This window comes from Haloleucobacter ellipsoideus (genome assembly GCF_052491725.1).
Genome location: NZ_JBQWAR010000018.1, coordinates 104,492 through 130,940, shown reverse-complemented (window position 1 = coordinate 130,940; position 26,449 = coordinate 104,492). Strand labels below are relative to the sequence as shown.

Annotated in this window: 24 protein-coding genes; 7 read left to right on the top strand and 17 right to left on the bottom strand. The window is 64.1% G+C overall.

The window, feature by feature from the left end:
* Positions 1 to 41: 41 nt before the first annotated feature.
* Positions 42 to 728, bottom strand: coding sequence for a response regulator transcription factor (locus ACT6QG_RS07835; RefSeq protein WP_444977020.1), 687 nt, complete (start codon positions 726 to 728; stop codon positions 42 to 44).
* Between the two features lie 131 nt (positions 729 to 859).
* Between ACT6QG_RS07835 and ACT6QG_RS07830 the strand changes: the two genes are divergently transcribed.
* Positions 860 to 1,387 carry a L,D-transpeptidase family protein gene (locus ACT6QG_RS07830; protein ID WP_444977019.1) on the top strand — a complete coding sequence of 176 codons (528 nt, stop codon included), beginning with the start codon at positions 860 to 862 and terminating at the stop codon, positions 1,385 to 1,387.
* 57 nt (positions 1,388 to 1,444) lie between these two features.
* Here ACT6QG_RS07830 and ACT6QG_RS07825 read toward each other — a convergent pair whose 3' ends face one another.
* The 9 genes from ACT6QG_RS07825 to ACT6QG_RS07785 all read right to left on the bottom strand — a co-directional run bounded on the left by ACT6QG_RS07825 (position 1,445) and on the right by ACT6QG_RS07785 (position 12,511).
* Positions 1,445 to 4,612, bottom strand: coding sequence for an efflux RND transporter permease subunit (locus tag ACT6QG_RS07825; protein WP_444977018.1), 3,168 nt, complete (start codon positions 4,610 to 4,612; stop codon positions 1,445 to 1,447).
* Positions 4,613 to 4,622: 10 nt separating this feature from the next.
* The gene (locus ACT6QG_RS07820) at positions 4,623 to 5,822 is read right to left on the bottom strand and encodes an efflux RND transporter periplasmic adaptor subunit (protein WP_444977017.1); all 1,200 of its coding nucleotides are present in this window, start codon (positions 5,820 to 5,822) and stop codon (positions 4,623 to 4,625) included.
* Positions 5,823 to 5,971: 149 nt separating this feature from the next.
* Positions 5,972 to 7,522 carry a murein biosynthesis integral membrane protein MurJ gene (gene murJ / locus ACT6QG_RS07815; protein ID WP_444977016.1) on the bottom strand — a complete coding sequence of 517 codons (1,551 nt, stop codon included), beginning with the start codon at positions 7,520 to 7,522 and terminating at the stop codon, positions 5,972 to 5,974.
* A 122-nt stretch (positions 7,523 to 7,644) separates the two neighbouring features.
* A complete protein-coding gene (locus tag ACT6QG_RS07810) occupies positions 7,645 to 8,121 on the bottom strand; it encodes an arsenate-mycothiol transferase ArsC (RefSeq protein WP_444977015.1) in 477 nt (158 codons plus the stop codon).
* A 4-nt stretch (positions 8,122 to 8,125) separates the two neighbouring features.
* On the bottom strand, positions 8,126 to 8,608 hold the full coding sequence (locus tag ACT6QG_RS07805; RefSeq protein WP_444977014.1) for a UPF0262 family protein: 483 nt from the start codon (positions 8,606 to 8,608) through the stop codon (positions 8,126 to 8,128).
* Between the two features lie 4 nt (positions 8,609 to 8,612).
* The gene (hisD, locus tag ACT6QG_RS07800; protein WP_444977013.1) at positions 8,613 to 9,917 is read right to left on the bottom strand and encodes a histidinol dehydrogenase; all 1,305 of its coding nucleotides are present in this window, start codon (positions 9,915 to 9,917) and stop codon (positions 8,613 to 8,615) included.
* 140 nt (positions 9,918 to 10,057) lie between these two features.
* Positions 10,058 to 10,495 carry a DUF2948 family protein gene (locus tag ACT6QG_RS07795; RefSeq protein ID WP_444977012.1) on the bottom strand — a complete coding sequence of 146 codons (438 nt, stop codon included), beginning with the start codon at positions 10,493 to 10,495 and terminating at the stop codon, positions 10,058 to 10,060.
* Positions 10,496 to 10,633: 138 nt separating this feature from the next.
* Entirely contained in the window at positions 10,634 to 11,923 is a 1,290-nt protein-coding gene (gene murA, locus ACT6QG_RS07790) for a UDP-N-acetylglucosamine 1-carboxyvinyltransferase (RefSeq protein WP_444977011.1), read from the bottom strand.
* Between the two features lie 348 nt (positions 11,924 to 12,271).
* The gene (locus ACT6QG_RS07785) at positions 12,272 to 12,511 is read right to left on the bottom strand and encodes a hypothetical protein (RefSeq protein WP_444977010.1); all 240 of its coding nucleotides are present in this window, start codon (positions 12,509 to 12,511) and stop codon (positions 12,272 to 12,274) included.
* A gap of 354 nt (positions 12,512 to 12,865) precedes the next feature.
* On the opposite strand from ACT6QG_RS07785, the gene ACT6QG_RS07780 reads away from it, so the two are divergent.
* Positions 12,866 to 13,405: a hypothetical protein gene (locus ACT6QG_RS07780; RefSeq protein WP_444977009.1), complete on the top strand. Its 540-nt coding sequence runs from the start codon at positions 12,866 to 12,868 to the stop codon at positions 13,403 to 13,405.
* Between the two features lie 146 nt (positions 13,406 to 13,551).
* Here the strand turns inward: ACT6QG_RS07780 and rpmE are convergent, their stop codons facing one another.
* The 5 genes from rpmE to ACT6QG_RS07755 form a co-directional block, all read right to left on the bottom strand.
* A complete protein-coding gene (rpmE, locus tag ACT6QG_RS07775) occupies positions 13,552 to 13,773 on the bottom strand; it encodes a 50S ribosomal protein L31 (RefSeq protein WP_444977008.1) in 222 nt (73 codons plus the stop codon).
* Between the two features lie 143 nt (positions 13,774 to 13,916).
* A complete protein-coding gene (locus ACT6QG_RS07770) occupies positions 13,917 to 14,390 on the bottom strand; it encodes a GNAT family N-acetyltransferase (protein WP_444977007.1) in 474 nt (157 codons plus the stop codon).
* Between the two features lie 23 nt (positions 14,391 to 14,413).
* Positions 14,414 to 15,436: a peptidoglycan -binding protein gene (locus ACT6QG_RS07765; protein ID WP_444977006.1), complete on the bottom strand. Its 1,023-nt coding sequence runs from the start codon at positions 15,434 to 15,436 to the stop codon at positions 14,414 to 14,416.
* A gap of 3 nt (positions 15,437 to 15,439) precedes the next feature.
* On the bottom strand, positions 15,440 to 16,579 hold the full coding sequence (locus ACT6QG_RS07760; RefSeq protein WP_444977005.1) for a flagellar motor protein MotA: 1,140 nt from the start codon (positions 16,577 to 16,579) through the stop codon (positions 15,440 to 15,442).
* A gap of 123 nt (positions 16,580 to 16,702) precedes the next feature.
* Positions 16,703 to 16,888 carry a DUF1192 family protein gene (locus ACT6QG_RS07755; protein WP_444977004.1) on the bottom strand — a complete coding sequence of 62 codons (186 nt, stop codon included), beginning with the start codon at positions 16,886 to 16,888 and terminating at the stop codon, positions 16,703 to 16,705.
* A gap of 183 nt (positions 16,889 to 17,071) precedes the next feature.
* Between ACT6QG_RS07755 and ACT6QG_RS07750 the strand changes: the two genes are divergently transcribed.
* The gene (locus ACT6QG_RS07750) at positions 17,072 to 18,091 is read left to right on the top strand and encodes an NAD(P)H-quinone oxidoreductase (RefSeq protein ID WP_444977003.1); all 1,020 of its coding nucleotides are present in this window, start codon (positions 17,072 to 17,074) and stop codon (positions 18,089 to 18,091) included.
* Positions 18,092 to 18,350: 259 nt separating this feature from the next.
* Complete coding sequence (locus ACT6QG_RS07745) at positions 18,351 to 21,266, top strand: EAL domain-containing protein (RefSeq protein WP_444977002.1); 2,916 nt, start codon at positions 18,351 to 18,353, stop codon at positions 21,264 to 21,266.
* Positions 21,267 to 21,407: 141 nt separating this feature from the next.
* On the opposite strand, the gene ACT6QG_RS07740 is transcribed toward ACT6QG_RS07745, so the two are convergent.
* Positions 21,408 to 22,025 (bottom strand): YqgE/AlgH family protein, encoded by a 618-nt coding sequence (locus ACT6QG_RS07740; protein ID WP_444977001.1) that lies wholly within the window; start codon positions 22,023 to 22,025, stop codon positions 21,408 to 21,410.
* A gap of 57 nt (positions 22,026 to 22,082) precedes the next feature.
* Positions 22,083 to 22,289, bottom strand: coding sequence for a YdcH family protein (locus ACT6QG_RS07735; protein ID WP_444977000.1), 207 nt, complete (start codon positions 22,287 to 22,289; stop codon positions 22,083 to 22,085).
* 409 nt (positions 22,290 to 22,698) lie between these two features.
* Between ACT6QG_RS07735 and ACT6QG_RS07730 the strand changes: the two genes are divergently transcribed.
* The 3 genes from ACT6QG_RS07730 (at position 22,699) to frc (ending at position 26,446) form a co-directional block, all read left to right on the top strand.
* Positions 22,699 to 22,878 carry a YdcH family protein gene (locus ACT6QG_RS07730; RefSeq protein ID WP_444976999.1) on the top strand — a complete coding sequence of 60 codons (180 nt, stop codon included), beginning with the start codon at positions 22,699 to 22,701 and terminating at the stop codon, positions 22,876 to 22,878.
* Between the two features lie 159 nt (positions 22,879 to 23,037).
* On the top strand, positions 23,038 to 24,849 hold the full coding sequence (locus ACT6QG_RS07725) for an ABC-F family ATP-binding cassette domain-containing protein (protein WP_444976998.1): 1,812 nt from the start codon (positions 23,038 to 23,040) through the stop codon (positions 24,847 to 24,849).
* A gap of 346 nt (positions 24,850 to 25,195) precedes the next feature.
* Positions 25,196 to 26,446 (top strand): formyl-CoA transferase, encoded by a 1,251-nt coding sequence (frc, locus tag ACT6QG_RS07720; protein WP_444976997.1) that lies wholly within the window; start codon positions 25,196 to 25,198, stop codon positions 26,444 to 26,446.
* Positions 26,447 to 26,449 lie beyond the last annotated feature (3 nt).

Here is a 26,449-nt window from a genome sequence, read left to right as displayed (position 1 = left end):
GGGCATCTGAAAACCGGGCGCATATCAGCAGCCAGATGCCTTCATGTCACCAGCCGATATCCGCCAGCCTGCGTTTCAAGCAGGCCCGGATTGGCCGGGTCCGGCTCTATCTTCTGCCGCAGCCGGTAGATATGCGTTTCCAGCGTATGGGTGGTGACGCCGGAATTATAGCCCCAGACCTCCTGCAGCAGGATCTCGCGCGGCACGGGAACCTGCCCGGCCCGGTAGAGATAGCGCAGAATGGCGGTTTCCTTCTCCGTCAGCCGGATGCGTGAGCCGCTCTCGGTCATGAGCGTCTTCGCGCCGGGGCGGAAGGAATAGGGACCGATGGTGAAGATGGCATCCTCACTCGCCTCATGGGAGCGCATCTGGGCCCGCAGGCGCGCCAGCAGCACCGAGAAGCGGAAAGGCTTCACCACATAGTCATTCGCGCCGGCATCCAGCCCCATGATCGTGTCCGCATCACTGTCATGGGCTGTCAGGATCAGGATCGGCGCCTTGAAGCCATTGGCACGGATCTGGCGCACCGCATCACGCCCATCCATGTCCGGCAGGCCGACATCCATGATGACGACATCGATATTGCCATTTTGAGCCGTTGCAATGGCCTCGGCCGCAGTGGCGACAGGCACGGGGTCAAACTCCGCCTGTATCACCAGCTGCTCAATCAGCGCATCACGTAGCTCCGGGTCATCTTCGACAACCAGAATCTTCCATGCATTGGCCATCGCCCCCTCCTGTACCCTTGCGGGCATGCGAATCGCCCAAGTACAGCATGGCTTGTACGAAGTGCGAACCCATTGCGCACGCTACGTCATCCTATAAGGTAGCATGGTAATTTATGCGAGGCGAAACTCCTGTGAGCATCTCCTCATTCACTGTCCGCCGCCGGCCCGGGCGCCCGCATGAAGGGCTGCTGCTGGGGGCCGGCCCGGCAATTGCGGTGGCCATCGGCCAGAATGGCATCTGGCCCCTCAAGCGCGAGGGGGACAAGCGCAGCCCGGCGGGAAGCTGGCGCATTGTGCGTGTTCTCTACAGGCCGGATCATGGCCCGCGCCCCATAACCCGCCTGCCCTGCGCGCCACTGCGGCCGGATGATGGCTGGTGCGATGCATCCGGCCACCGGCTTTATAACCGGCCCGTCAAGCTCCCCTTTTCCGCTTCCCATGAGCGGATGTGGCGGGATGATGCGCTCTATGACCTTGTGCTGGTGCTGGACCACAACAGCCGCCCCCGCATGCGCAATCATGGCTCGGCGGTCTTCATCCATCTGGCCCGCCCCGGCTTTGCCGGAACGGAAGGGTGCGTTGCCCTGCGCCGGGCGGACATGCGCCGCCTGCTCGCCCGCCTTTCACCGGATGCCCGCATCACCCTGCTGCCCGGATAGGCGCGCAGGGGCCGGACAGAAAAAAGCCCCGCATGAGCGCTCATGCGGGGCTTTTTGTCATTCCGCGGGTGCGGTGTGCTGCGGCTTGCTGCGTCCCTTGCCCAGATCCCGGATCCAGCGGCAGAAGACATAGAAGACCGGGGTGAAGATCAGGCCGAACAAGGTCACGCCGATCATGCCGGAGAACACGGCCGTGCCCAGGGCCTGGCGCAGTTCCGCGCCGGCGCCCGTCGCCCACACCAGAGGCACCACGCCCAGGATGAAGGCCAGCGAGGTCATGATGATCGGCCGCAGACGCAGGCGCGCCGCATCTGTTGCCGCATGCAGCACATCCTCGCCCTGATCCTCGAGCTGCTTTGCAAACTCCACGATCAGGATGGCGTTCTTGGCCGCAAGACCAATAAGCACGATGAAGCCGACTTGCGTCAGGATGTTCGAATCCATCCCGCGCAGGTTCACGCCGATCAGGGCCGCGACCAGACACATGGGCACGATGAGAATGACCGCCAGAGGCAATGTCAGGCTCTCATACTGCGCCGCGAGGATGAGGAACACGAACACCACGCCCAGCACGAAGGCGAACATGGCGGTATTGCCCGCCCGCTCCTGCTGGAAGGCAAGGCCGGTCCACTCATAGGCGAAGCCCTGCGGCAGCACCTGCTGGGCCAGCCCTTCCATGATCTTCATGGCCTGCCCCTGCGAATAGCCGGGCGCGGGTGAACCATCCAGCTCTGCGGCGGGATACAGATTGTATCGCGCCACACGATAGGGGCCGGACAGATCCTGCACTGTCGCGAACGAACCCAGCGGCACCGTATCTCCCGAGCCGGCGCGCACACGAATGGCCAGAATGTCCTTCGGGTCGAGGCGGAACTGCGCCTCGGCCTGCGCCTGAACGCGGAAGGTGCGGCCGAACATGTTGAAGTCGTTCACATAAGACGAGCCGATATAGGTCTGCAACGCGGCGAACACATTCGCCATGTCGATCCCCAGATGCTGCGCCTTGGCACGGTCGATATCGAGATAGAGCTGCGGGGTTGAGGTCTCGAACAGGGTGTAGACCTGCATCAGGCCCGGGGTCTGCGCGGCCGCGCCCATCATGGCATAGGTCGCATCGCGCAGGGCCGTATAGCCTGCGCCATCACGATCCTCCACCATCATGCGGAAGCCGGAGGCATTGCCGATACCCTGCACGGGCGGCGGCTGCACCACCAGAACCTGCGCTTCCTGAATAACCGAAAGCTTGCCCATCAAGGTCCGCTGGATCGCGGCGGCCGTCAGCGCCGGATTGCCGGTGCGCTTGTCGAACGGATCGAGAATGATGAACATCGCGCCGGCATTCGGGGCGTTCGTGAAGGTGGCGCCGGAGAAGCCGACGATATTCACGATATGCCCGACACCGGGGGTGCCCATCACGATCTCGCCGGCCTGCTTCATCACCGCCTCGGTGCGCTGCATGGCGGCGCCCGGGGGCAACTGGGTGGCGACGATGAGATAGCCACGATCCTGCTGGGGAATGAAGCCCTGCGGTGTGGTGGTGAAGAGCCAGCCGCCATAGGCCACCACGCCCACATACAGCACCAGCATCAGCAGCACGATGCGGACAAGACGGCCCGTCAGCCAGGCATAGCCATGACTGATTCTGTCAAACGCCCGGTTGAAGCCATTGAAGAAGGCGACGAACGGGCGGGCATACCATGCCGGCTCATGATGTTCCGCGCGATGCGGCTTGAGCAGCAGGGCGCACATGGCCGGAGACAGGGTGAGCGACACCAGAAGCGAGATCAGCGTCGAACCGGCGATGGTCAGCGCAAACTGCTGGTAGAACTGGCCCGAAATGCCGGTGATGAAGGCGGTGGGAATGAACACCGAGGACAGCACCAGCGAAATGGCGACAAGCGCGCCACCCACCTCGTCCATGCTCTTGTAGGCCGCATCACGCGGGGAAAGCCCCTCCGCAATGTTGCGCTCCACATTCTCCACCACCACGATCGCGTCATCGACCACGATGCCGATGGCGAGCACAAGACCGAACAGCGACAGATTGTTCAGCGAGAAACCGAACAGGCTCATCACGAAGAAGGAGCCGATCAGGGAGATCGGGATCGCCAGAATCGGGATGACGGCTGCGCGCCAGCTCTGGAGGAACAGGATCACCACCAGAACCACGAGGATGACCGCCTCGATGATGGTGTGCACCACCGCATTCACGGATTCGGAAATGAACACGGTGGGGTTGTAGTAAACCGCATATTCCACACCGCTGGGGAAGCGGGCGGACATTTCCTCGATGGCGGCCAGAACGGCGTTGCCCGTATCAAGGGCGTTGGAGCCCGGGCGCTGGAACACACCGAGCGAGACGGCGATATCCCGGTCCACGAAGGAGGTGGAGGTATAGTCCTGGGCGGCGATTTCCACCCGGCCCACATCCTTCAGCCGAACCAGACCCTGCCCGCTCTGCTTGACGACGATATTGGCGAAGTCCTCGGGATCGGTCAGGCGGCCCTGCGTGCGCACGGCGATCTGGAAATCACGCTGCTGGGGCACGGGGGGTGAGTTGAGCACACCCGAGGCCACCTGCATGTTCTGCCCCTTCAGGGCAGCCACCACATCGCTGGCGGTGAGATTGAGCTGGGCCAGACGGTTCGGATCCAGCCAGATCTGCATGGCATATTCACGCGCGCCGAAGACCGTGATGGAGCCCACGCCGTCAATACGCGAGAGCACATCCTTGATCTGCATGTTCGCGTAATTGGAGAGGAACAGCGCATCGCGCGAGCCATCGGGCGAGATCAGGCTCACCACCATCAGGATATCCGGCGAGGACTTGGCCGTAACCACGCCCACCTGCTGCACTTCCGATGGCAGGCGGGGCTCGGCGATGGCCACACGGTTCTGCACCTGCACCTGCGCGGTATCGAGATCCGTACCCAGATCGAAGGTCACCGAGATGGAGAAGCGCCCGTCCGCCGTGGAGTTGGACGAGATGTAGAGCATGTGCTCCACGCCGTTGATCTGCTGCTCGATCGGCGCAACCACGGTATCGGCCACCACCTCCGCGGAGGCGCCCGGATACTGGCCCGTCACGGTGATCACCGGCGGGGCGATTTCAGGATACTGGGCCACCGGCAGGGAGAAATAGGCCACCCCGCCGAGAATCATCACAACGATGGAGACGACCGACGCAAAGATGGGCCGGTCGATGAAGAAGTGAGAAAAGCGCATGTGAGCCTCCTCACTTGCCGGCTTCGGCGGGGGCGTCGGCCTTTGCGGGAGCTTCAGCGGGTGCGGCGGCCGGCGGCGGCTGCAGCTGCGGGTTCACCACCGCACCGGGGCGCACACGCATGAGGCCGTTCACCACCACGCGGTCATCCTTGGACAGCCCCTCGTGAATCACGCGGGTATGCTCATCGGCCAGCGCGCCGATCGAGACGAAGCGCTGGGAGACCTTGTTGTCCGGCCCCACCACATAAACGAACTTCTTCACCTGCTCGGAGCCGATCGCCATGTCCGGGATCACCACCGCCTCATAGGGATCGGAGGAATCCAGACGGATACGGGCGAACATGCCGGGGCGGAACAGCCCGTTCTCATTCTGGAAGATGGCGCGGGCGCGGATCGTGCCGGTCTCGCGGTCGATCACATTGTTCAGGAACTCGAGCTTGCCCTTGTGCACGAAGCCATCATCATCAATGAGCTTCAGCGTGACCTGGGCGTCCTTCACACCCCCGCCGCCGCTGCGGCGCTGGAAGCGCAGAAGGGAGGCCTCATCCATGGTGAATTCGAAGCGGATGGGATTGGTGGACACCAGCACGGCCAGCAAGGTGGGCGCGCCACCCGTACCGCCGGTGACATAATTGCCCACCGAAACCCGCCGGTCACCGATCTGTCCGGTGACAGGGGCTCGGATTTCCGTGAAATCGAGATCCAGCTCGGCGGCCCGCAGGGCTGCCTCCTGCGACTGCACGGTGGCGGCGGCGCTGCGCTCTGCCTGGGTGCGCTGGTCGAAGGTCTGCTTGGAAATGGCCGTGGAGTTACGGTCCTTCAGCAGGGTCGCGGCGCGTTCCAGGTCCGCCTTGGTGAAGTCCAGATTGGCCTTGGCCTGGTCCAGATGCGCCTTGGCCTGCTCCAGCGCGATCTGGAACGGACGCTGGTCGATGGTGAACAGCAGGTCCCCTTCCTTCACGAGCTGGCCGTCCGTGAAATGGATGGACTGGAGATAGCCGGAGACGCGGGCGTGAATGTTCACTTCATCGATCGCAACGAAGCGGCCGACATATTCGTCCTGCTCTGTCACGGTGCGCGTGGTGGGGTGCGCAACGGCCACAGTGGGGGGCGGGGGGGCACTCGGTGCACTCGCCTGCTCGCCACATGCAGCCAGTGGCAACATGAGAGCAAGGCCCGCAACGACAGGAAGACGCTTGGCGTATATCATCACATCCGGCTCCTGACGGATGACATGCATCCGGGAAAATCCTGAGCGAGGGTTCGGCGCCTCCCGCAACCGACGAGCCGAAACCGGAAAGTTTGCTCCGATAGCACAGGCGGCACGGGTTGCAAAAGACCCGACGTGAAAATCTCTTCTCACGACACTGGCGACGCGCGTTTCCGCCCCATGACGCCAGCAAGGAAGGAACGTCCGAGAATGGCGAGGACCGCGCAGATATAAACAATGCCGCCGCCGGCGACAACGAGCAGGAAGATCACCTCCTCCCGCCCGGAAAGGCTTGCCGGCAAAAGATGGCGTGCGCCCTGCTCCACCCCATGGAGCGCGCCGGCCACCACCAGCAGCACCGCCCCGAGCTTCAGCAGATTGCGCCCCAGCGCGGCATCGCCGATGGGGTATCCGAAACGTCTGGCAAAGAAGATAAGCAGCGCCAGATTGAGCCACACGCCCACGGCTGTGGCAAAGGCCAGCCCCACCTGGGAAAGATGGCCCACCAGCACCAGCTTCAGCATCACATTGAAGGCCAGCGCCACCAGCGAGGCAATCATCGGGGTGCGGGTATCGCTGCGGGAGTGGAAGGGGGCAATGAAGGCGCGGATGAGCACCACCGCCAGAAGGCCAAGGCCATAAGCCTGCAGGGTATCGGCCGCTGCCGCCGCATCGGCGGTGGAAAACGCACCCCGCGCGAACAGCGCCTGCATGATCAGGTCCGGCACCAGAAGAACAGCCGCGGCAAAGGGAATGGAGAGCAGCACCGCCAGCTCCACCGCCCGCGCCTGGGAATGGGCCGCCCCGGCCTCATCCCCGCCGGCAATGCGGCGCGACATGTCCGGCAGCAGCACGGTTCCGATGGCGATGCCCACCACACCGATCGGCAACTGGTAGATGCGGTCTGCATAATAGAGCGCCGAAAGGGCGCCGGAAGGCAGGAAAGAGGCGATGATCGTATCGGCAAAGGCTGCGATCTGCGCCCCGGCCGCACCAATGATGGCCGGCCCCAGCGCCTTCAGGAAGCGTGTGGTGCCCGGATCCAGCCGCGGAATGCGCAGACGAATCCCGATTCCGTTCCGCTCCGCATCAACAGCCACGAACAGCACTTGCAGAATGCCGGCCACCAGCACACCCCAGGCCGCGGCATGCCCCGCATTAGGAAACAGGAAGGCGGCCGAAAGCGCGCCGATCATGGAGATATTCAGCAGGATGGGGGCGGCCGCCGGAATGGCGAAGCGCCCGCAGGCATTCAGCGCCCCCGACATCAGCGTGACAATGGAAATCAGCGCCAGATAGGGAAAGGTCACCCGCGTCAGCGTCACCGCCAGATCAAAGCGGAACGGATCATCGGAGAGCCCCGGCGCCAGCAGGCCGACAAACCAGGGCGTGAAGCCGAGCGCTATGGCCAGCAACACCCCATGGGCCAGCAGCATGGCGGTGAACACCTGATCGGCGAACCCCTTCGCTGTCGGCAGGCCATTCTGCTCCTTCAGCCGGGCATAGGTGGGGATGAAGGCGGCATTGAATGCCCCTTCGGCAAAAATGGCGCGGAAATGGTTGGGCAGGCGAAAGGCCACGAGAAAAGCATCGGCCACCGGCCCGGCACCCAGCACGGCTGCCATCACCACATCACGGATAAAACCCGCAAGGCGCGAGAGGAGTGTGAAACCGCCAACTGAAAGGATATTGCGGAACATGAAAGCGGCCAGCGCCCTGCTGAGAAAGAAAAGGCCGCACCCGGGAACGGCACGCGCCTGCGGCGCAGTGAACAACAGGGCGGGTTAACAAAGCGCCGTCAAGCCCCTCCTGCAGGGCGCACCTATGGCCCGGTGCGCAGGCGGGCGCGGATCTGCTGCTCCAGCTCATCGCGCACGGTGCGATAGGCTTCCAGCTTCTGCTCGCGATTGCCGCCCGCACGGGTGGGGTCCACAGTCGGCCAGTATTCCACATCCAGCGCATTGGTGCGGGTGAGTTCCAGCGCGCGGTGATGGGCGGAAGGGGCAAGGGAGATCACCAGATCAAATCCCAGCCCCTCATATTCTTCCAGTTCCTCAAGGGTCTGCGGGCGATGTTTGCTGACATCCAGCCCCACCTCATCCATCACCGCCGTGACGAACGGGTCCGGCTCGCCGGCGATCACCCCGGCCGAGCCGATATAGATGGATTTGCCGAAAAGATGGCGCGCCAGCGCCGCGGCCATCACGGAGCGCACCACATTCTGCCCGCACATGAACAATACGGATTGTGGCCGCGCCGAACGCTTCTGCGTGACCGGAGACCCCGCGACCGAAGGCATGCGGTCAGCCTTTCCAGTGCAGCGCGCAAATCAGTGTAAAGAGGCGGCGTGCGGTGTCGAAATCCACCTCGATCTTGCCCTGCAGGCGTTCCAGCAACAGTTCGGAGCCATCATTGTGCATGCCGCGCCGGCCCATGTCGATCGCCTCGATCTGGCTGGGGGAAGCGGTACGGATGGCGGCGTAATAGCTCTCGCAAATGAGGAAATAGTCCTTCACCACCTTGCGGAAGGGGGTGAGGGAAAGATGGTGCTGCACCACCTGCTCGCCATTCTCGCGCTTCACATCCAGCACGAGCCGGTTGTCCATCAGCGAGATGTGCAAACGGTAGGGCCCCTGCCCCGGATCCGCGCACGGCCAGAAGCTGTTGTCCTCGATCAGGTCCCAGATGGCGGTCGCCCGCTCATGCTCGATATCCGAGCCGGCATGACCGATGGAATGCTGGTCAAGCGTGACCTCGATCAGACGGGTAACCGGCCTGTTCGTCATATCCTCACACCCCTCCCCCTGCATTGGTACGGATGGAGACCGAGCGCCCATGGGCATCCAGCCGCTCCACTCCGGCAAGGCACACAGCAGCCGGCCCCAGCAGCGTGAGCGCATCCGCGTTCAGCTTCAGGATGGAGGTGCGCTTCATGAAATCCAGCACGGACAGCCCGGAGGAAAAGCGTGCGGAACGGGCCGTGGGCAGAACATGGTTCGTGCCGCCGACATAATCGCCGATCGCCTCGGGCGTGAAGGCGCCAATGAAGATGGCGCCGGCATGGCGAATGCGCGCGGCCATGGCATCCGGGTCCCGCACCTGGATTTCCAGATGCTCGGGCGCGATGCGGTTGGTCAGCTCAGGAGCTTCATCCAGGCTCTGCACCTTGATCAGCGCCCCATGGTCACGCCAGGAGGCGGAGGCGATCTCGACACGCGGCAGCGTGGTGAGCATGCCTTCCACCGCCTTCTCGACACGGGCGAGAAGATCGGCGCTGTCACTGATCAGGATGGACTGGGCGGCGGTATCATGCTCGGCCTGCGCCAGCAGGTCCGCGGCGATCCAGTCGGCATTGGCCTCGCCATCGGCGATGATGAGCACTTCGGAGGGGCCGGCGATCATGTCGATGCCCACCTGCCCGAACACCTGCCGCTTGGCCTGCGCCACCCACGCATTGCCGGGCCCGACGATCTTGTCCACCGGGCGGATGGTCTCGGTGCCATAGGCCAGCGCGGCAACGGCCTGCGCCCCGCCCACACGATAGACCTCATCCACCCCCGCAAGACGCGCGGCGGCAAGCACCAGCGGCGCGATCTCGCCATCGGGCGCGGGCACCACCATGACGATGCGCGGCACGCCGGCAACCTTTGCCGGTACGGCATTCATCAGAACCGATGAGGGATAGGCCGCCGTGCCGCCCGGCACATAGAGGCCCACGGCATCCACGCTGCTCCAGCGATAGCCCAGTTCCACGCCGGCCTCATCCACATAGCTGTCATCCGACGGCCGCTGGCGGGCGTGATATGATTCGATCCGCGCCTTGGCGAATTCCAGCGCCTGCCGCGTGGCCGGGTCGATCCGCGCCAGAGCGGCATCCAGCTCGGCATCGGTGACGCGAATGCCAAGCGCGGCAAGGTCAACACGGTCATAGGTGCGCGAAAGCTCGATCAGCGCCTTGTCACCATGCGCACGCACGTCCGCGATAATGGCGGCCACCTGCTGCTGCACATCCACCGCAGCCTCGCGCTTGGAGCCGAGAAACTGCGAGAAGCGCTCAGGGAAATCAGGATTTCGGGTATCGAGATGCGTCGTCATGGTCCCTTGCTAGAACAGGTTCGGCGCCAAGGAAAGCCCTGCTCTTGGGTCACATGCGGCGCGGCGCATATTTGGACAAGACGGGCGGCAGGAAGGAAATGGGGTGCAAAATCCGGCCGGCGGAAAATGGGCCGGTCGTGTCAGCCCGCAGTCTGCGCGTGCGAGGGCACGCAGGTGCAATCCCATGCCTCGCCCAGATCACGCAGGCTGGCCTCGATGCACTCCACGTCAAGGCGCACCTCCGCCCCGCCGGAGAAGGTGAGCAGCACATGGCCGGAGGGGGCCTCCGAGGGGTGGAAGGTAATGGCCAGAAGGCTCAGAACCCCTTCCACCTGCGCCTGTTCCATGCCCCGGCACTTCACGGCAAGAACCCGCTCGAAATGCAGGCCGGAGCGGTGACGCACCGCCCGGTTCTCCACCAGGCTCCCCTCCCAGTCGAAACGGTTCAGCAAGAGGGCAAAGCGCTGGGCGCGCGGCACATAGCCCATATCCACCCGCTTCACCACGGCATCTTGCAGATGCGCGGAGATGATGGCGAGGTCTTCCTCATCAATGGCGAGAAGCTTCAGATCGGACATAGCGGCCCTTCCCTTGCTGTCTGCAACCCTGACATTGCACCGGAAACATGAAGGCGAGCGCCTTCCCCGTGGAGATAGATACGCCGCCTTCCGCTTTCAATGCCACGACCTGCCCGTGGCTGGCCCGCGCGGGTGCCTTTAGCCGCTGATCCGCTCGATCACCGCACCGCAGCGCGAGAGCTTTTCCTCCAGCTTCTCGAAGCCGCGATCGAGATGATAGACCCGCTGCACCAGCGTTTCCCCTTCCGCTGCAAGCCCTGCAATGACGAGAGAGACGGAGGCGCGCAGGTCGGTGGCCATCACCGGTGCGCCGGTGAGCCGCTCGGCCCCCTCAATGGTTGCGGTATCGCCATCCAGATGGATGCGCGCGCCAAAGCGGGCCAGCTCCTGCACATGCATGAAGCGGTTCTCGAAAATCGTCTCGGTGATGCGCGAGGCGCCGCTCGCCCGTGTCATCAGGGCCATGAGCTGGGCCTGAAGGTCGGTCGGGAAGCCCGGATAGGGCGCGGTGCTCACATCCACGGGCAAAATGCCATCGCCATTGCGGCTCACGCGGATGCCCTCATCCGAAACATCAATGCGCACACCGGCCTGGCGCAGAATGTCGAAGGCGCTTTCCAGCAGGTCCGCGCGGGCGCCCGCCAGCATCACATCGCCCCCGACCATGGCCGCCGCCATGGCATAGGTGCCGGTCTCGATCCGGTCCGGCAGAACGGCATGGCGCGCGCCCCGCAGGCGGGAAACGCCCTGGATGCGGATGGTATGCGTGCCGGCCCCTTCAATGCGCGCGCCCATCTTGATGAGGCAATCGGCAAGATCGGTCACTTCCGGCTCGCGCGCGGCATTTTCCAGAATCGTCTCGCCCTCGGCGAGGGTTGCAGCCATCAGGGCGGTATGGGTCGCGCCGACGGAAACCTTCGGGAATTCGTAGCGTCCGCCCTTCAGCCCCTTGCGGGCGCTGGCCACCACATAGCCGGCGTCGATCTCGATATCCGCCCCCATGGCGCGCAGGGCATCCAGATGGAAATCCACCGGCCGCGTGCCGATGGCGCAGCCACCCGGCAGCGAGACACGGGCCTGCCCCATGCGCGCCAGCAGCGGGCCCACCACCCAGAAGGACGCGCGCATGCGCGAAACCAGATCATAGGGCGCGGTGGTATCGACGATCACACGGGCATCCAGCTCCAGCGTCTGCCCGGCATAGGGGTCATCGCCCACCCGCTTGCCATTGGTGGTGATGTTGACACCATGATTGCCCAGAATGCGCTGGAGCAGCGCCACATCGGCAAGACGGGGCACATTCTCCAGAATCAGCCGCTCCTCGGTGAGCAGGCTGGCGATCATCAGGGGGAGAGCTGCGTTCTTGGCGCCGGAAATCGGGATCGTGCCCTTGAGAACATGGCCGCCAACGATGCGTATCTTGTCCATACTGGTTCGGTTCCCGGCGGCCGGCATGGGGCAGCCCTTTTTCAGGCTGCGCCGAGGGGTGAGCCATTCGCGTTTCGCCTGCCCCGCGAAAACGCTTCACCCGGCATGGGGCCACATATTCTGCACACGGGCTGGGGCCCGCTACGGTTGAAAATACGGAAGGAGGCCCCGCCCACAGGACAATGGGACATCCCGCCTGTTCAAAACCCTTCATCCACCATCGGCAGGATGTGCCGATGAATGGACCGCGCCGGTCTGCACGGACGCAACCGCAATACTGATTGCCTCCAAACCGCGCGAAAGAATGGCTCCAAAGCCGGCTGGCTCAGAAAGTCGTTCGATCAGGCTCTAGCCCGCCTCGCCTTCCGAGACAATTCTTTCCTTGCGCCCGCTCTCCCCATCCGCGGGCGCGCGGGCGTCGCCGTCCGGGCCGGAGCCTTCCTGCCGGCCCTCATCCCCGGGGGTGGCCATGTTCGCCCCGGCGACACTGTCGGTTGCCCGCCGGGCACGCGCCTGCGCCTTGCGCCGCGCCAGATTCGCCCGCAGGGCCGCTGCCAGACGATCTGTCTTTCCATCTGTTCCAGACATGGAATCTCAGGTAGCGCCGAAAGCCCGTCATCGCAAGGTCGAAACAGGAGCCTGGCGGGCGCGAAATACAACCTGAAGGACATGCCGGCGCGAAAAATTAACGCTTCGTTAAGCTTGTGGGCGGAGACTGATCAGGTCCGCGCATGCCGTTTCCCGCGCGGGCAGATGGCCATCCTCCCGGCCAGACTGCGAGCCGCCAAGAGCCACAGCGCTTCGGCGGCTCTTCTTTGAGGGGCCTGAATCTGCCCCCGCCATCGCTTTGCCCGATATCCCCAGCCTGATACGCTACAGGGCGCTTTACCTTTGGCCCTGACTGCCGCCTTGTTGCGGCCGGTAATGCAGGAGGCTCTCGCCATGCGGCAGGGTGGCGGACAGGATGAAGACGCGCATGGGGGCGCGGTCCATGCAGGCGTGCTCCATACGGGGCTGGCCCGGTCCTGCCTGCCGCATGCCGCTTCCGATGCGGGGTTTGACCTGATGTTCCGCCAGGGCATGGAGCTTGTGACAGCACTGGCCACGCGCCTGCGCCAGCCCGCCCGCCCGGATGTGACCAGCCTTGGCGAAGCGGCTGATCCACGGGTCCATATGGCTCTTCTGACCCATGCGCTGGAACTGAACACCGCACTGCAACTGCTCCGCTCCGCCCGCGAGGGACACCTGCCCGCCCCCATTGCACGGCGCGAGGCGCGCGCCCTGCTCCATCGCCTCTCCGGCCCGGACCTTCCGGCAGAAAGGGAGCATGGTGGGCAGGATGCGCCCGCAGGCGCGCGCCCCATACCGGCCCTTCTGCGCCTGCCGGCCCACCAGCTGGCCAGTCTGGAAGCCACATTGCGGCCGCATCTCGCGCTTCTGGCCACGGATGATGGCGAGGGCGCCCGCCCCGGCCGGCCATGACCTGAGCGGTCCGGCAGCTCCACCCGAGCCCGACGGCACAAAACCACCCGGAACAAAGAAAAACGCCCGAAGTCCGGCAGGACCTCGGGCGCTGGATTCTTCCGCACCGGGCGGAACCTGCGGGGCCGCGGCCCCGCATCCATGGCTCACTTGAGCAGCGAACCGAACTTGTTCTTGAAGCGGGACACGCGACCGCCACGGTCGGTCAACTGCTGGGTGCCGCCGGTCCACGCCGGATGGGTGCGCGGGTCGATATCGAGCTGGAGAACCTCGCCTTCCTTGCCATAGGTCGAGCGGGTCTTGTACTCGGAGCCGTCCGTCATCACGACCTTGATGAAGTGATAGTCGGGATGGATGTCGCTTTTCATCGGTTCAGTCCTTTTCGCAGCGCCAAGATGATCGCCGACCAGACGCGCGCGTAAATTCGTTTCCATATGGAAGTGGCGGGTCTATAGCCGAGACCATGACGCGACACAAGCCGAAGCATGCATCAAGGCGTCATCAATCGCGTTTATTGTGGTGATGTTTCACCCTCCGCGCGGCGCCATTCCATGCGGAAGGTGCGCCGGCCGGAAGCAGGGTTTTCCCCCTCCCCGACGATTTTCAGGCCCATTTTTTCATAGAATCGCACGGCGCGCGGGTTTTCCTGGTTTACATCCAGCGCCACGCGGGCGGGGGAAAGCGCCCGGGCTCCCTCCATCAGCGCCTCCGCCATGCCCTTTCCCCAGAAATCGGGATGCACGGAAAGCTGGTCGAGATAGCCGGTGCCGGGATGGATCACCACGAATCCCCCCACACGCCCCGCCCGCTCGGCCACCAGAAGATGCGCGCCATCGGCCAGAAGCCCATCCAGATGCTGTTCGAGCCAGCCGAGCCGGGCGTTGAAATCGATCTCCGGCAGGGTGTGCGCCCAGCTTGCCACCCACAGCCGCGCCATGGCGGCCCGGTCTGCAGGCGCGCCCGCACGCAGGATCATGCCTGCCATTGAACTTCGTCCTGCATGGCGACTCAGCGCTCCGTCAGCTTGAGTTCGATGCGGCGGTTGCGGGCCAGCGCCTCGGGCGTGCCGGAGGTGTCGATCGGCTGGAACTCGCCAAAGCCTGCGGCGATGAGATGCTGGGGGCTGACCCCGCGTGAAATGAGATATTGCACCACCGCGATGGCGCGCGCGGAGGACAGCTCCCAGTTGGAGGGGAACTGCGCATTGGCGATGGGGCGGATATCGGTATGCCCGTCAATGCGCAGGGCCCAGTCGATATCTTTGGGGATTTCCTTCTCCAGCTCCAGAATCGCGCCGGCCAGCTTGTCCAGCTCCGTGCGCGCCTCCGGCCGCAGCGCCGCCGAGCCGGGATCGAAAAAGAATTCGGACTGGAAGACAAACCTGTCGCCCACAATGCGGATATCCGGACGATTGCCCAGAATGGTGCGCAGGCGGCCGAAAAACTCGGAGCGATAGCGGGTCAGCTCCTGCACCCTCTGGGCCAGGGCCACATTGAGGCGGCGGCCCAGATCGGCAATCCGCGCCTGGCTTTCCACATCGCGTTTCTCGGAAACATTCAGCGCCTCTTCCAGCGCCGCCATCTGCCGGCGCAGGGCGGCAATCTGCTGGTTCAGAAGCTCGATCCGCGCGAGCGCGCTGGCGGTTGCATCCTTCTGCGCCTCCACCTCGCGGTTCAGGGCCTGCTCGCGTCCATTCTCCGCCGCCGCGCCGGGAATGGCGGCAAGGCGGCCGCGCAAGTCATCCCGCTCCGCCTGCATGGCATCGAGAGAGGCGCGAAGCGAGGCCATCTCGCCATCCGCCGCCTGTCCGCTCGCCCGCTCAAGCGAGAGCAGCTCGGTGAGCTGGCGGATCTGCGATTCAAGCCGCTGGAGCACAGTATCCTTGCCCATCATTTCCTGTGTCAGGAAATACTGGGTGATCATGAAGACGGAGAGCAGGAACACGAACACCAGCAGCAATGTGGACAGCGCATCCACAAAGCCGGGCCAGTAATTGATGGTGCGGTCACGCCCGCGTCGGCCGAGGGCCATGGGCTATCTCCCCGCCGGACCTTGCGGCCGCCCCTCGGGCTCGGGGCGGGCGGATGCGGCGCCAGATCCGCCCATGGCAGCCCCACCCGCGGCTTGGCCTCCCGCATGCCGGGCCGCCTGATCGAGCCTCTGGGCGAGATAGCGCAGGTCCTCCTGCTGGCGGGCCTGCGCCTCCACCACCTGTTTCAGCAGTTCCTGCTCGGCGCGCATATGGGTGACCAGCCCCTGAAGGCTTTCGGCCAGATGCGCCATGGAACTGGTGACGCGATGGGAGCCGGCCTCCTCCACCGTGCGCTCCAGCCTGGAAAGGGCGGCGATCAGCGGCTCATGGTCCACCACCGCGCCGGGCGGCGGCAGGGCCAGCAGCGGCTCCGTGCCGAGGGTGGGCACATGGCGCGGCGGCATGGGGGCACTTGCCGGCTGGTCCAGATCCCGCACCGTGGTGGAAAGCCAGTCTTCCAGATCGGTATAGAAACGGTTCTGCGCCTGTCCGGCCTGAAGATCCAGAAAACCCAGCACCAGAGAGCCTGAAAGGCCGAAGAGGGAAGACGAGAAGGCCGTGCCCATGCCCCCGAGGGGCGCGGCAAGGCCATTCTTCAGATCCTCGAACATCGTACCGGAATCCGGCCCCACCTCCAGCGAGCCGATCACCCCGCCAATGGCCGAAACCGTTTCCAGCAGGCCCCAGAAGGTGCCAAGCAGGCCCAGAAACACCAGCAGGCCGGTGAGATAGCGGCCAATATCGCGGCTTTCATCCAGACGCGTGCCGATGGAATCGAGAATCGAGCGCATCGTGGTCTGGGAAATGGCCATGCGGCCGACCCGGTCGCCCAGCAGCGCCGCCATGGGCGCGAGCAGCACCGGCTGGTCTGCAATGGCCAGCCCCGGATCGGAAAGGCGGAAGGCGTTCACCCAGCCCACTTCCGGAAACAGGCTCAGCACCTGCCGGATGGACAGGATGATGCCGACAGCCAGCACGCCGAAAATGACGCCATTCAGCCCCGGATTGTTCAGGAACGCTTCCCAGATCTGGCGGTGAAGCACAGCCGCCAGCGCCGCGCACAGGGCCAGAAAGACCACCATGCGCACAAGGAATATCCGGGGCGAGGACACCTTCACGAAAGGATCGACGACGCGTGCCATGCAAGCTCCCAATGCCTTGAAGCGGTAGGACTATGGCACAGTGCGGCGCGAAAGGCATAATCCTCACGCGCCCCGCCGCACACAATCCCGCAACACTCCGGCCCGCAGAAGGCCGGGCGCGGCCTAGAAGCGGAAGGCCGCATCCGCCGCCGCGCGTGAGGCCTGCTTGCTGGCAAGCGTCTGCTCCAGCCGCGTGATTTCCACCTTCAGCGCCGCGATCCGTTCCAGGATCTCGGCCTCCGAGAGCGCGGACAGATCAGCGCCAACCCGGATCCCGTCCGCCTGATTCGCGCGTGGTTCCTCGTTCATCCCCATCTCCCTCGCGCCTCAAACGGGCCATGATTGGGGGCTGACATGGAGTGCCCTCCCCATAATCCCCTGAATGGCGCACAGCTTCACTCATCTTCACGAAGTATCTTGCCTCTTTCGTCCATGATTTGAAAATGGCCTCTTCGTGCGCCGCCATGCACGCCCCAAAACCGGAGTTGCTCCATGTCTGCTCATCCCGCCCACGGTCCGCTGCCCGAAACCATGACGGCCATCAGCATCACCATGCCCGGCGGCCCGGAAGTGCTGGTACCCGGCCCGCGCCCCGTGCCGACGCCCGCGCCGGGCGAAGTGCTGGTGCAGGTGGAGGCGGCAGGGGTGAACCGGCCGGATGTGATGCAGCGCAAGGGGTATTACCCGCCGCCGCCCGGTGCGTCCGATATTCCCGGCCTTGAGATTGCCGGAACGATTGTCGCCCTCGGGGCCAATGTCACCAGCCATGCGGTGGGTGATCGCGTCTGCGCTCTGGTGACGGGCGGGGGCTATGCGCAATATTGCACCGCTCCGGTGGAAACCCTTCTGCCCATTCCCGATGGCCTCTCGGCGGCGGAGGCGGCCGCCCTGCCGGAAACGCTTTTCACCGTATGGAGCAATGTGTTCGAGCGGGGCGGGCTGAAGGCGGGGGAATGGCTGCTGGTGCATGGCGGCTCCAGCGGCATCGGCACCACGGCCATCCAGCTTGCAAAGGCTTTCGGGGCGCATGTGGCCGTCACCGCCGGTTCCGCGGAAAAATGTGAGGCCTGCCTGAAGCTTGGCGCCGATCTGGCCGTGAACTATCGCGAGAAGGATTTTGTCGCGGAAGTGAAGAGCGTGACCGGCGGCAAGGGCGCCGATGTCATTCTCGACATGATTGGCGGCCCCTATATCCAGAAGAACTATGAGGCCGCCGCCATGGATGGACGCATCGTGCAGATTGCGTTCCAGATGGGCTCGAAGGCGGAGGTGGATTTCATGCGCATCATGATGAAGCGCCTGACCCATACCGGCTCCACCCTGCGCTCGCGCCCTGTCGCGCAGAAGGCGGAGCTGGCCGCCGCCATCACCCGGCATGTCTGGCCGCTGATCGCCGAGGGGCGCTTCCGCCCCGTCATGGATCACAGCTACCCCCTTGCGGACGCTGCTGCCGCCCATGCCCGCATGGACAGCAGCACGCATATCGGAAAGATCGTGCTGACGATGATGTGATCGTCAGCAGGGGCGGCAGCGCATTACCGGCGCTCCGCACACCCGGTGCCACGGACCTGCCATTCGCGGGCCCTGCGGCCTGTGTGTGCGGGCGTGACAAGAGCGCCCGCCGGCCGCCCCCTCGCCTTGCCCCGGCCGCGAGGCTCCTTTAGTGAATGAATGATTCTTCGTCCGTCCTTGTGTGATGTGCTTCGTGCCGACCTTCTCCCCGGAAGGCATATTATGGCGTGCGAAGAGCCAATTCAGGTGCGCTGACCCTATGCTACGCCTCTTTCTTGCTGCCCTGTTCGCCTTGCTTGCCACCTCTCTCGGCATGCCCCTCACCGCCCATGCCCTGGAGCCGGTGGCCGTGAGGGGAGACGCCAAGGTGACAGACCTCCTCCCCGCCGTGGAGCGCAAGAAAACAGAGGATGGGCGGTTCCAGTTCTCCACCGTGCCGGATGCCGAAGGTGTCGTGCGCCGCATCGAGGTGACAGCGAGCGAAGGGCGCACCGACAGCAACTGGATGATCTTCGCGCTCTCCAACGATACGGATGAGCAGGTCGACCGTCTCATCGTCGCCCCGCACTACCGCATGGTGGGCTCCGGCCTGTTCTGGCCCGATCTGGGAGACCGGCGCATCCTTTCCCTCACGCCCAGCCAGGGCTTCAAGCCGGAAAAGCAGAAGGCGACCGATGCGGACGCCTTCATGGTGACGCTGGACCCCGGCTCCACCGTGACCTTCGTGGCCGAGGTGAATGGCGATGATATTCCCCGCCTCTCGCTCTGGGAGCCGGATGCCTACAAGGACCGCGTCAACGCCTTCTCGCTCTATCAGGGCATCCTGATCGGCATTGCCGGCCTGCTGGCGCTTTTCCTCACCATCCTCTTCGTGGTGAAGGGCTCGGTGATGTTTCCTGCCGCCGCCGCGCTGGCATGGGCGGTTCTGGGCTATATCGGGCTGGATTTTGCTTTCTGGTCCAAGGTTTTCACCCTTTCCCCGGTAGCCGAGCAGTTCTGGCGGGCGGCCGGCGAGGCGATCCTCACCGCCACCATGCTGGTGTTCCTGTTCGCCTATCTCAACCTGAACCGCTGGCATGTGCGCTATGTGCACATTGCCGCCGGCTGGCTCACCTTCCTTGCCGCGCTGGTGGTGGTGGCGCTGCTGGACCCTCCGGTCGCGGCCGGCATTGCCCGCCTCTCCCTGCTCATCGTGGCACTGGGCGGCTTTGGCGTGGTGCTCTGGCTCTCCCAGCACAATTATGACCGCGCCGTGCTCATCATTCCCACCTGGTCCCTGCTGGTGGTCTGGGTGGTCATGGCGGGTCTCGCCATTGCCGGTGTGGTGAGCAATGAACTGGCGGCCCCGGCTTTGCTGGGCGGCCTTGTCATCATTGTCATGCTCATCGGCTTCACGGTGATGCAGCACGCCTTTGCCGGCATCGGGGCGGTCGAGGGCTCGACATCGGATCTGGAGCGGCGGGCGCTGGCACTGGCCGGCTCAGGCCTGATCGTGTGGGACTGGGATGTGGACTCCGACCGCATCTACACCTCGCCCGAGGCAGAGGAGGCGCTCGGCCTCAAGCGCCATTCGCTGGAAACCGAAGCCGCCGGCTGGCTGGAAGTGCTGCACCCGGCGGACCGCGACCGTTTCCGCGCCACTCTGGATGGCATCATCGACCAGCGGCGCGGGCGTATCGATCAGGATTTCCGCCTCAAGGCGGTGGATGGCCACTATCTCACCTTCAACCTGAAGGCCCGCCCGGTGGTGGGCGCCGATGGCGAAGTGGTGCGCTGTGTCGGCACGCTGTTCGATGTCACCGGCGAGCGCATTGCCGCGGAGCGTCTTCTGCATGATGCGGTGCGCGACAACCTCACCGGCCTGCCCGGCCGCGAGCTGTTTCTGGACCGGCTGGATCAGGCGCTCATCATGGCGCGGCAGGATGACCGTCTGCGCCCCACGGTGATGATCATCGATCTGGACCGCTTCCGGCAGGTGAATGTGGATGTGGGCATGACGGTGGGTGACTCCGTCCTGCTCACCGTCGCCCGCCGCATGCAGCGCCTGCTCAAGCCGCAGGATACGCTGGCGCGCCTCTCCGGAGACCTGTTCGGCCTCATCCTGCTTTCGGAAAGTGATGCGGAGCGCATCACCACCTTCGCGGACACGCTGCGCCGCGCCTTGCGCGCACCGGTCACCCTCGCCAATCGCGAGATGCTCGTCACCGCCTCCATCGGCCTTGTGCTGCTGGGCCGGGAGCTGGGCAAGCGCGATGAGGTGATGAAGGATGCCGAACTCGCCATGTACTATGCCAAGCGCATTGGCGGCGACCGCATCGAGGTCTATCGCCCCGCCATGCGCCAGCAGAAGATCGATGGCTCCACGCTGGAAGCGGAACTGCGGCAGGCTCTGGAGCGCGGCGAGATTTCCATTCGCTACCAGCCCATCGTCAGGCTTGGAGACCGGGCCATTGGCGGCTTCGAGGCCTATATGCGCTGGAACCATCCGCGCCTTGGTGAGCTGGCCTCGGCGGAGTTTCTGGGGCTGGCGGAAGAGACCGGCCTTGCCCTCGATCTGGGCCTCCATGTGCTGGAGACGGCCACCGCGCAGCTTTCCGAATGGCAGCGCATGTTGCGGGTGGACCCGCCCTTGTTCCTGCACATCAATGTCTCATCCCGGCAGATCCTGCGCCATGAGCTGATCCAGGATCTGAAATCCGTCCTGACGCGCCACCCAGTTGCGCCCGGCTCGCTCAAGATGGAGGTTTCGGAAAGTCTGGTGATGGAGAATCCGGAATATGCCGCCGTGGTTCTCGGCCGGGTGCGCGAGCTGGGTGGCGGGCTGTGTCTGGGCGATTTCGGCGCGGGCTATTCCTCGCTGGCCTATCTCCAGCGCTTCCCGTTCGACTCCATCAAGATCCAGCAGCGCTTCGTGCGGGATACCTCCAAGGGGCCGGCGCGGGCGGCGCGTCCGGTCATCGTCTCCTCGCTGGTCAATCTGGCCCATGATCTGGGCATGGATGTTGTGGCCGAAGGGCTGGAGCGGGAGGCCGAGGCTGACGAGATGACCCAGTTCGGCTGCGAATATGGGCAGGGTGTGGTGTTTGGCGAACCGCTCACCATGGAAGAATGCCGCTCGCTGATTGCCCCCGCTCCGGCTCCCTCGCCCAAGAAGAAGCAGGCGGCGGCCCAATAAAAGCTGGGGCACCTTGTGCCCCAGGCTGCGGGAGCGCTTTTCCCGGCTCTGGCCGGGAGGCGCCAGCAGCCGGATGCAGGCCCGTGGCCGGCAAGCGGGGCCGCCGGTCAATACGGGCAGAACCGGTGGCGTGAGGTCCGTTCAGGCGTGCCCGGCTTCGCTGGAAAGCATGGCCGGCTCGATCCCCATCCGGCGCAGGGCCAGATCATAGCGATGGTCCACCTCACCGCTGAAGATGAGATCCGCGCTGGCCGGGCATGTCAGCCAGCCATTGGCCTGTATTTCAGCCTCAAGCTGGCCCGGGGCCCAGCCGGCATATCCCAGCGCCAGCACCGCATCTCTTGGGCCGTGCCCGGCGGCAATGGCGCGCAGAATATCCAGCGTCGCGGTCAGGCTGATGCCGCCATCGATCGGAAGGGTGGAGTTCTCGACGAAATAATCCGCCGAATGCAGCACGAAACCGCGCCCGGTTTCCACCGGCCCGCCGCGCAGCACCTTGATGCGTGCAGCCGCTGGAGGCAGCAGGATGCGCGAGCCGTCATTCACCACATTCAGCTGGGCCAGCAAATCCGTGAACGCCAGATTTTCCACCGGCTGGTTCACCACGATCCCCATCGCCCCATCGGCTGAATGGGCGCACAGATAGACCAGGGTGCGCGCGAACTCCTGATCGCGCATGGTGGGCATGGCGATCAGCATCTGACCTTCAAGATAGCCGCAATCCGATTGCGGATGCCGGGGATCATCAATCTCGATCATGACCATAACCTACCGCGTTCAGGCGGTTTTGGGAATGGACATGGCCGCAAATCCGCCTCAGGCGATGATATCCGGGAAAAGCTGGTCCTCAAGATGGGTGATGCGGTCCTTGAGCTGGAGCTTGCGTTTCTTCAGGCGCTGAAGCTGGAGAATGTCCGCCCCCATCACGCTGTCGAGCGCGGCAATCGCGGTATCCAGATCGCGATGCTCCTGCCGCAGCCGCTCCAGAAGCAAGCGCAGTTCCCGTTCCTCGTCAGTGGTCATGCCCATGTCCGTCATCGCCGGAGAGTATCCGGATCGCCCCATAAATGTGCGCAGGGTCGCATGTCGCAAGCTGCCATATGCGCGTATCACATCCCGTGGCACAGATGCAGTATGCCATGAAAGCCCCTTGCGCGGAAAATGAAGGGCCATTTCCCTTCCGCAGGCCATGAGGCAGACAAAGTGCCGCGCCGGCACGCCGGCATTGCGCTGCATCATCGCCGTTGGGCGAACAAAGTGCCCACAAGGACAATCATATGACAGGAACCGGCATGCACCGCGAAGCTGTCTGCGGCTGAAGAAATGATGCAGTGCAAGACATCTTCCGCCCTCCACCGCCAGAATTACGGTCGACACCTTGTCAGTCACATGACAGACTGATGGCTGGTGACGTAGACAAGGAGCGGTACACATGTCCATCCAGTCGCACCTTCAGGAACTGAAGCGGCGCCACGCGGCCATTGAGCAGGAGCTCGGCCAGGAACAGTCTCGACCGGCCGCCAACCAGGCCAGGGTCGCAGAACTCAAACGCAAGAAACTTGCCCTCAAGGAACAGATCACGAAGCTTGGTGAGACCGCCACGGTCCATTGACAACACCGGCTTCGTTCCACGCCAACATGCGGCGGCATCCCCCTGCCCCTGAATCCAGGTGCAGGGACGGGTTTTCGTGCGCATCTCAACAGGCCGGCGGAAGAGTTATGTGCCGAACCCTTTGCGTTCCGACGCAAGGACAGGCATTAATCCGGCATTATGGCTCCTCCGCTGATCCTGCTTCAAGATATTCATCTGCGCTTCGGCGCCACGCCCCTGCTCGACGGAGCGGAACTTTCCGTTTCGGCGGGTGAACGCCTGTGTCTCGTCGGGCGCAATGGCTCCGGCAAATCCACCTTGCTGAAGGTGGCTGCCGGCCTTGTCGCGCCCGATGATGGCACACGCTTTTTCCAGCCGGGCACCACGGTGCGCTACCTGCCGCAGGAGCCTGATTTTTCAGGCTTCTCCACCACGCTCGCCTATGTAGAGGCAGGGCTTGGGCCGGGGGATGACGCCTATCGCGCGCTCTATCTGCTGGAACAGCTCGGGCTGACCGGGCAGGAAGATCCCGCGCATATTTCCGGCGGCGAGGCCCGCCGTGCCGCTCTTGCGCGCGTCATCGCGCCCGAGCCGGATGTGCTTCTGCTGGATGAGCCCACCAACCATCTGGACCTGCCCGTCATCGAATGGCTGGAAAAGGAACTGAAGAGCCTGCGCTCGGCCATCGTGCTCATCAGCCATGACCGGCGCTTTCTCGAAAACCTCTCCCGCGCCACCGTATGGCTGGATCGCGGCACCACCCGCCGCATGGAACAGGGTTTCGGCGCCTTCGAGGCCTGGCGTGACGAGGTGCTGGAACAGGAGGAAACGGAACGCCACAAGCTCGATCGCAAGATCGTGGCGGAGCTGGACTGGCTGCGCTATGGCGTCACCGCCCGCCGCAAGCGCAATGTGCGCCGCCTTGGCCTGCTCAAATCCATGCGCAAGGATCGCAGTGAGGAACGGCGCGCCACCGGCAATGTGAAGATCACCGTGAGCGAGGCGGAAACCTCCGGCAAGCTGGTGATCGAGGCCAGGAACATCTCAAAGGCCTTTGATGGCACTTGCGTGGTGCAGGATTTTTCCACCCGCATCCTGCGGGGGGACCGCATCGGCATCGTTGGCCCCAATGGCGCGGGCAAGACGACGCTCATCAAGCTGCTGACCGGCGAGCTGGCGCCCGATACGGGCAGCGTGCGGCTTGGCACCAATCTGGAAGTCGCCTCGCTGGACCAGAAGCGCGCCGCCCTTGCCCCCACCACCACGCTGCGGGATGCGCTCACGGGCGGCGGTTCGGATACGGTTCTGGTGGGCGGGCAGCCGCGCCATGTGATGGGCTATCTGAAGGACTTTCTCTTCACGCCCGAACAGGCCAATTCACCGCTTTCGGTTCTTTCCGGCGGCGAGCGCGGGCGGCTGATGCTGGCGCGCGCCCTCGCCCAGCCCTCCAATGTGCTGGTGCTGGACGAGCCGACCAACGATCTCGATCTGGAAACGCTGGACCTGTTGCAGGAAATGGTGGCCGATTATCCCGGCACTGTCATCCTCGTGAGTCATGACCGTGATTTTCTGGACCGGACCGTGACCAGCATCATCATGGCGGAAGGCCATGGCGTGTTCCGCGAATATGCGGGCGGCTATGCCGACATGGTGGCCCAGCGTGGCGCCGGCGTGGAGGCGCGGAAGAGCACGGAGAACCGCAGCAGCGCGAAAGACAGGCCAGCCCCCAGGAGCGCTTCCGAGGGCGGCGCGAAAAAGCGCCTCTCCTTCCATGAGCAGCATGCGCTCAAGACCCTGCCCGACACCATGGAGAAGCTGAAGCGGGAAGCGGAAGCAGCGGAAACCGTCCTGGCCGATCCGCAGCTTTACAGTCGTGACCCCGCCAGATTCGAGAAGGCAACAGCCACCCTTGCCCGCGTGCAGGCTGAGCTGGAGGCGGCCGAAGAAGAGTGGCTGCGGCTGGAAATCCTGCGCGAGGAACTGGGCGGTTAAGCTCATGCACTCCCCTGTATCGACTCAAGCGATACAGGGGAGTATCTTCAATCTTGTCTTATTCCAAATTGATTGATCGGGAAAATACCCCATCACCGCCCTGATCTATCTGGATGTGCAATATATTGCAGGATATAGGGCTTATACGGATGCGACATTGGGAAGCGAATACAGGCCATTTCTGCCCACTGAAGCAGATCTTGCCCCCGAAGCGCCCGGGCACACACCCCGAGTACACAATAAAACAAGCTTGATGCTTGTATACTAAAGGGCAATCGGATAGCCTCCCAGAGACAGATAGGTATCATAGTGATACTGCGTCTTCCGCACTGGGGATCATCGCATCATGACTCTTCCGCTGAGTGGCATCAAGGTAATCGACTTCACGGGCGTTCAGTCTGGCCCCTCCTGCACGCAACTCATGGCCTGGTATGGCGCGGATGTGATCAAGGTCGAGCGTCCCGGCGTGGGTGACGTGACCCGTCGCCAGCTGCGCGACATTCCCGAGCTGGACGCCCTCTATTTCACCATGCTCAATGCCAACAAGCGCTCGGTGGAACTGAACACCAAGACGCCTGAAGGCGAGAAGATCATGGAACAGCTCATCCGTGAGTCGGACGTGCTGGTGGAGAATTTCCACCCCGGCGCGATGGATCACATGGGCCTGACCTGGGAACGCATCCAGGAGATCAACCCGCGCATCATCTTCGGCTCCATCAAGGGCTTCGATGATGTCTCGCGCTATGCCGACATCAAGGCCTATGAAAATGTGGCGCAGGCTGCCGGCGGCGCCCTTTCCACCACCGGTTTCTGGGACGGCCCGCCGACGGTTTCCGCCGCCGCGCTGGGTGACAGCAACACCGGCAACCATCTGCTCATCGGCCTGCTCACCGCCCTTCTCGGCCGCGAGCGCACCGGCAAGGGCCAGCGCGTCACCATTTCCATGCAGGACAGCGTGCTGAACCTGTGCCGCGTGAAGCTGCGCGACCAGCAGCGCCTGGAGAAGGTCGGCTATCTGGAGGAATATCCGCAGTATCCGAACGGCAAGTTCGGTGATGCGGTGCCGCGCGGCGGCAATGCGGGTGGCGGCGGCCAGCCCGGCTGGGTGCTGAAGTGCAAGGGCTGGGAGACCGATCCCAACGCCTATGTCTATTTCACCATTCAGGAGCAGAACTGGGAGGCGACCGCCAAGGCCATCGGCCATCCCGAATGGGCGACCGACCCCAAATATGCAACCGCGGAAGCCCGCCAGCCGCATATCTTCGACATCTTTGCGGAGATCGAGAAGTATCTCTCCACCAAGACCAAGTTCGAGGCGGTGGAAGAGCTGCGCAAGTTCGATATTCCGATTGCTCCGGTGCTGAGCATGAAGGAAATCGCGGTGGACCCGGACCTGCGTGCCAGCGGCACCGTGGTGGAGATGGACCAGAAGCTGCGCGGCAAGTGCCTCACCGTCGGCAGCCCCATCAAGTTCTCGGACTTCACGCCCGACATCAAGAGCGCGCCGCTGCTGGGCGAGCACACTGAAGAAGTGCTGGGCCAGCTTGGCTACACGGCCGAGCAGATCGCCGACTTCCGGGCCAAAAAGGTCATCTGATCC

Bases quoted from the DNA above. Each gene is read 5' to 3' on its own strand.
- murA (WP_444977011.1), bottom strand. From the start codon at position 11,923: ATGGACAAGATACGCATCGTTGGCGGCCATGTTCTCAAGGGCACGATC.
- ACT6QG_RS07750 (WP_444977003.1), top strand. From the start codon at position 17,072: ATGTCTGCTCATCCCGCCCACGGTCCGCTGCCCGAAACCATGACGGCC.
- ACT6QG_RS07735 (WP_444977000.1), bottom strand. From the start codon at position 22,289: ATGACCACTGACGAGGAACGGGAACTGCGCTTGCTTCTGGAGCGGCTG.
- rpmE (WP_444977008.1), bottom strand. From the start codon at position 13,773: ATGAAAAGCGACATCCATCCCGACTATCACTTCATCAAGGTCGTGATG.
- ACT6QG_RS07835 (WP_444977020.1), bottom strand. From the start codon at position 728: ATGGCCAATGCATGGAAGATTCTGGTTGTCGAAGATGACCCGGAGCTA.
- ACT6QG_RS07785 (WP_444977010.1), bottom strand. From the start codon at position 12,511: ATGTCTGGAACAGATGGAAAGACAGATCGTCTGGCAGCGGCCCTGCGG.
- ACT6QG_RS07730 (WP_444976999.1), top strand. From the start codon at position 22,699: ATGTCCATCCAGTCGCACCTTCAGGAACTGAAGCGGCGCCACGCGGCC.
- ACT6QG_RS07725 (WP_444976998.1), top strand. From the start codon at position 23,038: ATGGCTCCTCCGCTGATCCTGCTTCAAGATATTCATCTGCGCTTCGGC.
- ACT6QG_RS07820 (WP_444977017.1), bottom strand. From the start codon at position 5,822: ATGATATACGCCAAGCGTCTTCCTGTCGTTGCGGGCCTTGCTCTCATG.
- hisD (WP_444977013.1), bottom strand. From the start codon at position 9,917: ATGACGACGCATCTCGATACCCGAAATCCTGATTTCCCTGAGCGCTTC.
- ACT6QG_RS07765 (WP_444977006.1), bottom strand. From the start codon at position 15,436: ATGGCCCTCGGCCGACGCGGGCGTGACCGCACCATCAATTACTGGCCC.
- murJ (WP_444977016.1), bottom strand. From the start codon at position 7,522: ATGTTCCGCAATATCCTTTCAGTTGGCGGTTTCACACTCCTCTCGCGC.
- ACT6QG_RS07760 (WP_444977005.1), bottom strand. From the start codon at position 16,579: ATGGCACGCGTCGTCGATCCTTTCGTGAAGGTGTCCTCGCCCCGGATA.
- frc (WP_444976997.1), top strand. From the start codon at position 25,196: ATGACTCTTCCGCTGAGTGGCATCAAGGTAATCGACTTCACGGGCGTT.
- ACT6QG_RS07825 (WP_444977018.1), bottom strand. From the start codon at position 4,612: ATGCGCTTTTCTCACTTCTTCATCGACCGGCCCATCTTTGCGTCGGTC.
- ACT6QG_RS07740 (WP_444977001.1), bottom strand. From the start codon at position 22,025: ATGATCGAGATTGATGATCCCCGGCATCCGCAATCGGATTGCGGCTAT.
- ACT6QG_RS07810 (WP_444977015.1), bottom strand. From the start codon at position 8,121: ATGCCTTCGGTCGCGGGGTCTCCGGTCACGCAGAAGCGTTCGGCGCGG.
- ACT6QG_RS07770 (WP_444977007.1), bottom strand. From the start codon at position 14,390: ATGGCAGGCATGATCCTGCGTGCGGGCGCGCCTGCAGACCGGGCCGCC.
- ACT6QG_RS07780 (WP_444977009.1), top strand. From the start codon at position 12,866: ATGCGGCAGGGTGGCGGACAGGATGAAGACGCGCATGGGGGCGCGGTC.
- ACT6QG_RS07805 (WP_444977014.1), bottom strand. From the start codon at position 8,608: ATGACGAACAGGCCGGTTACCCGTCTGATCGAGGTCACGCTTGACCAG.
- ACT6QG_RS07795 (WP_444977012.1), bottom strand. From the start codon at position 10,495: ATGTCCGATCTGAAGCTTCTCGCCATTGATGAGGAAGACCTCGCCATC.
- ACT6QG_RS07745 (WP_444977002.1), top strand. From the start codon at position 18,351: ATGCTACGCCTCTTTCTTGCTGCCCTGTTCGCCTTGCTTGCCACCTCT.
- ACT6QG_RS07755 (WP_444977004.1), bottom strand. From the start codon at position 16,888: ATGAACGAGGAACCACGCGCGAATCAGGCGGACGGGATCCGGGTTGGC.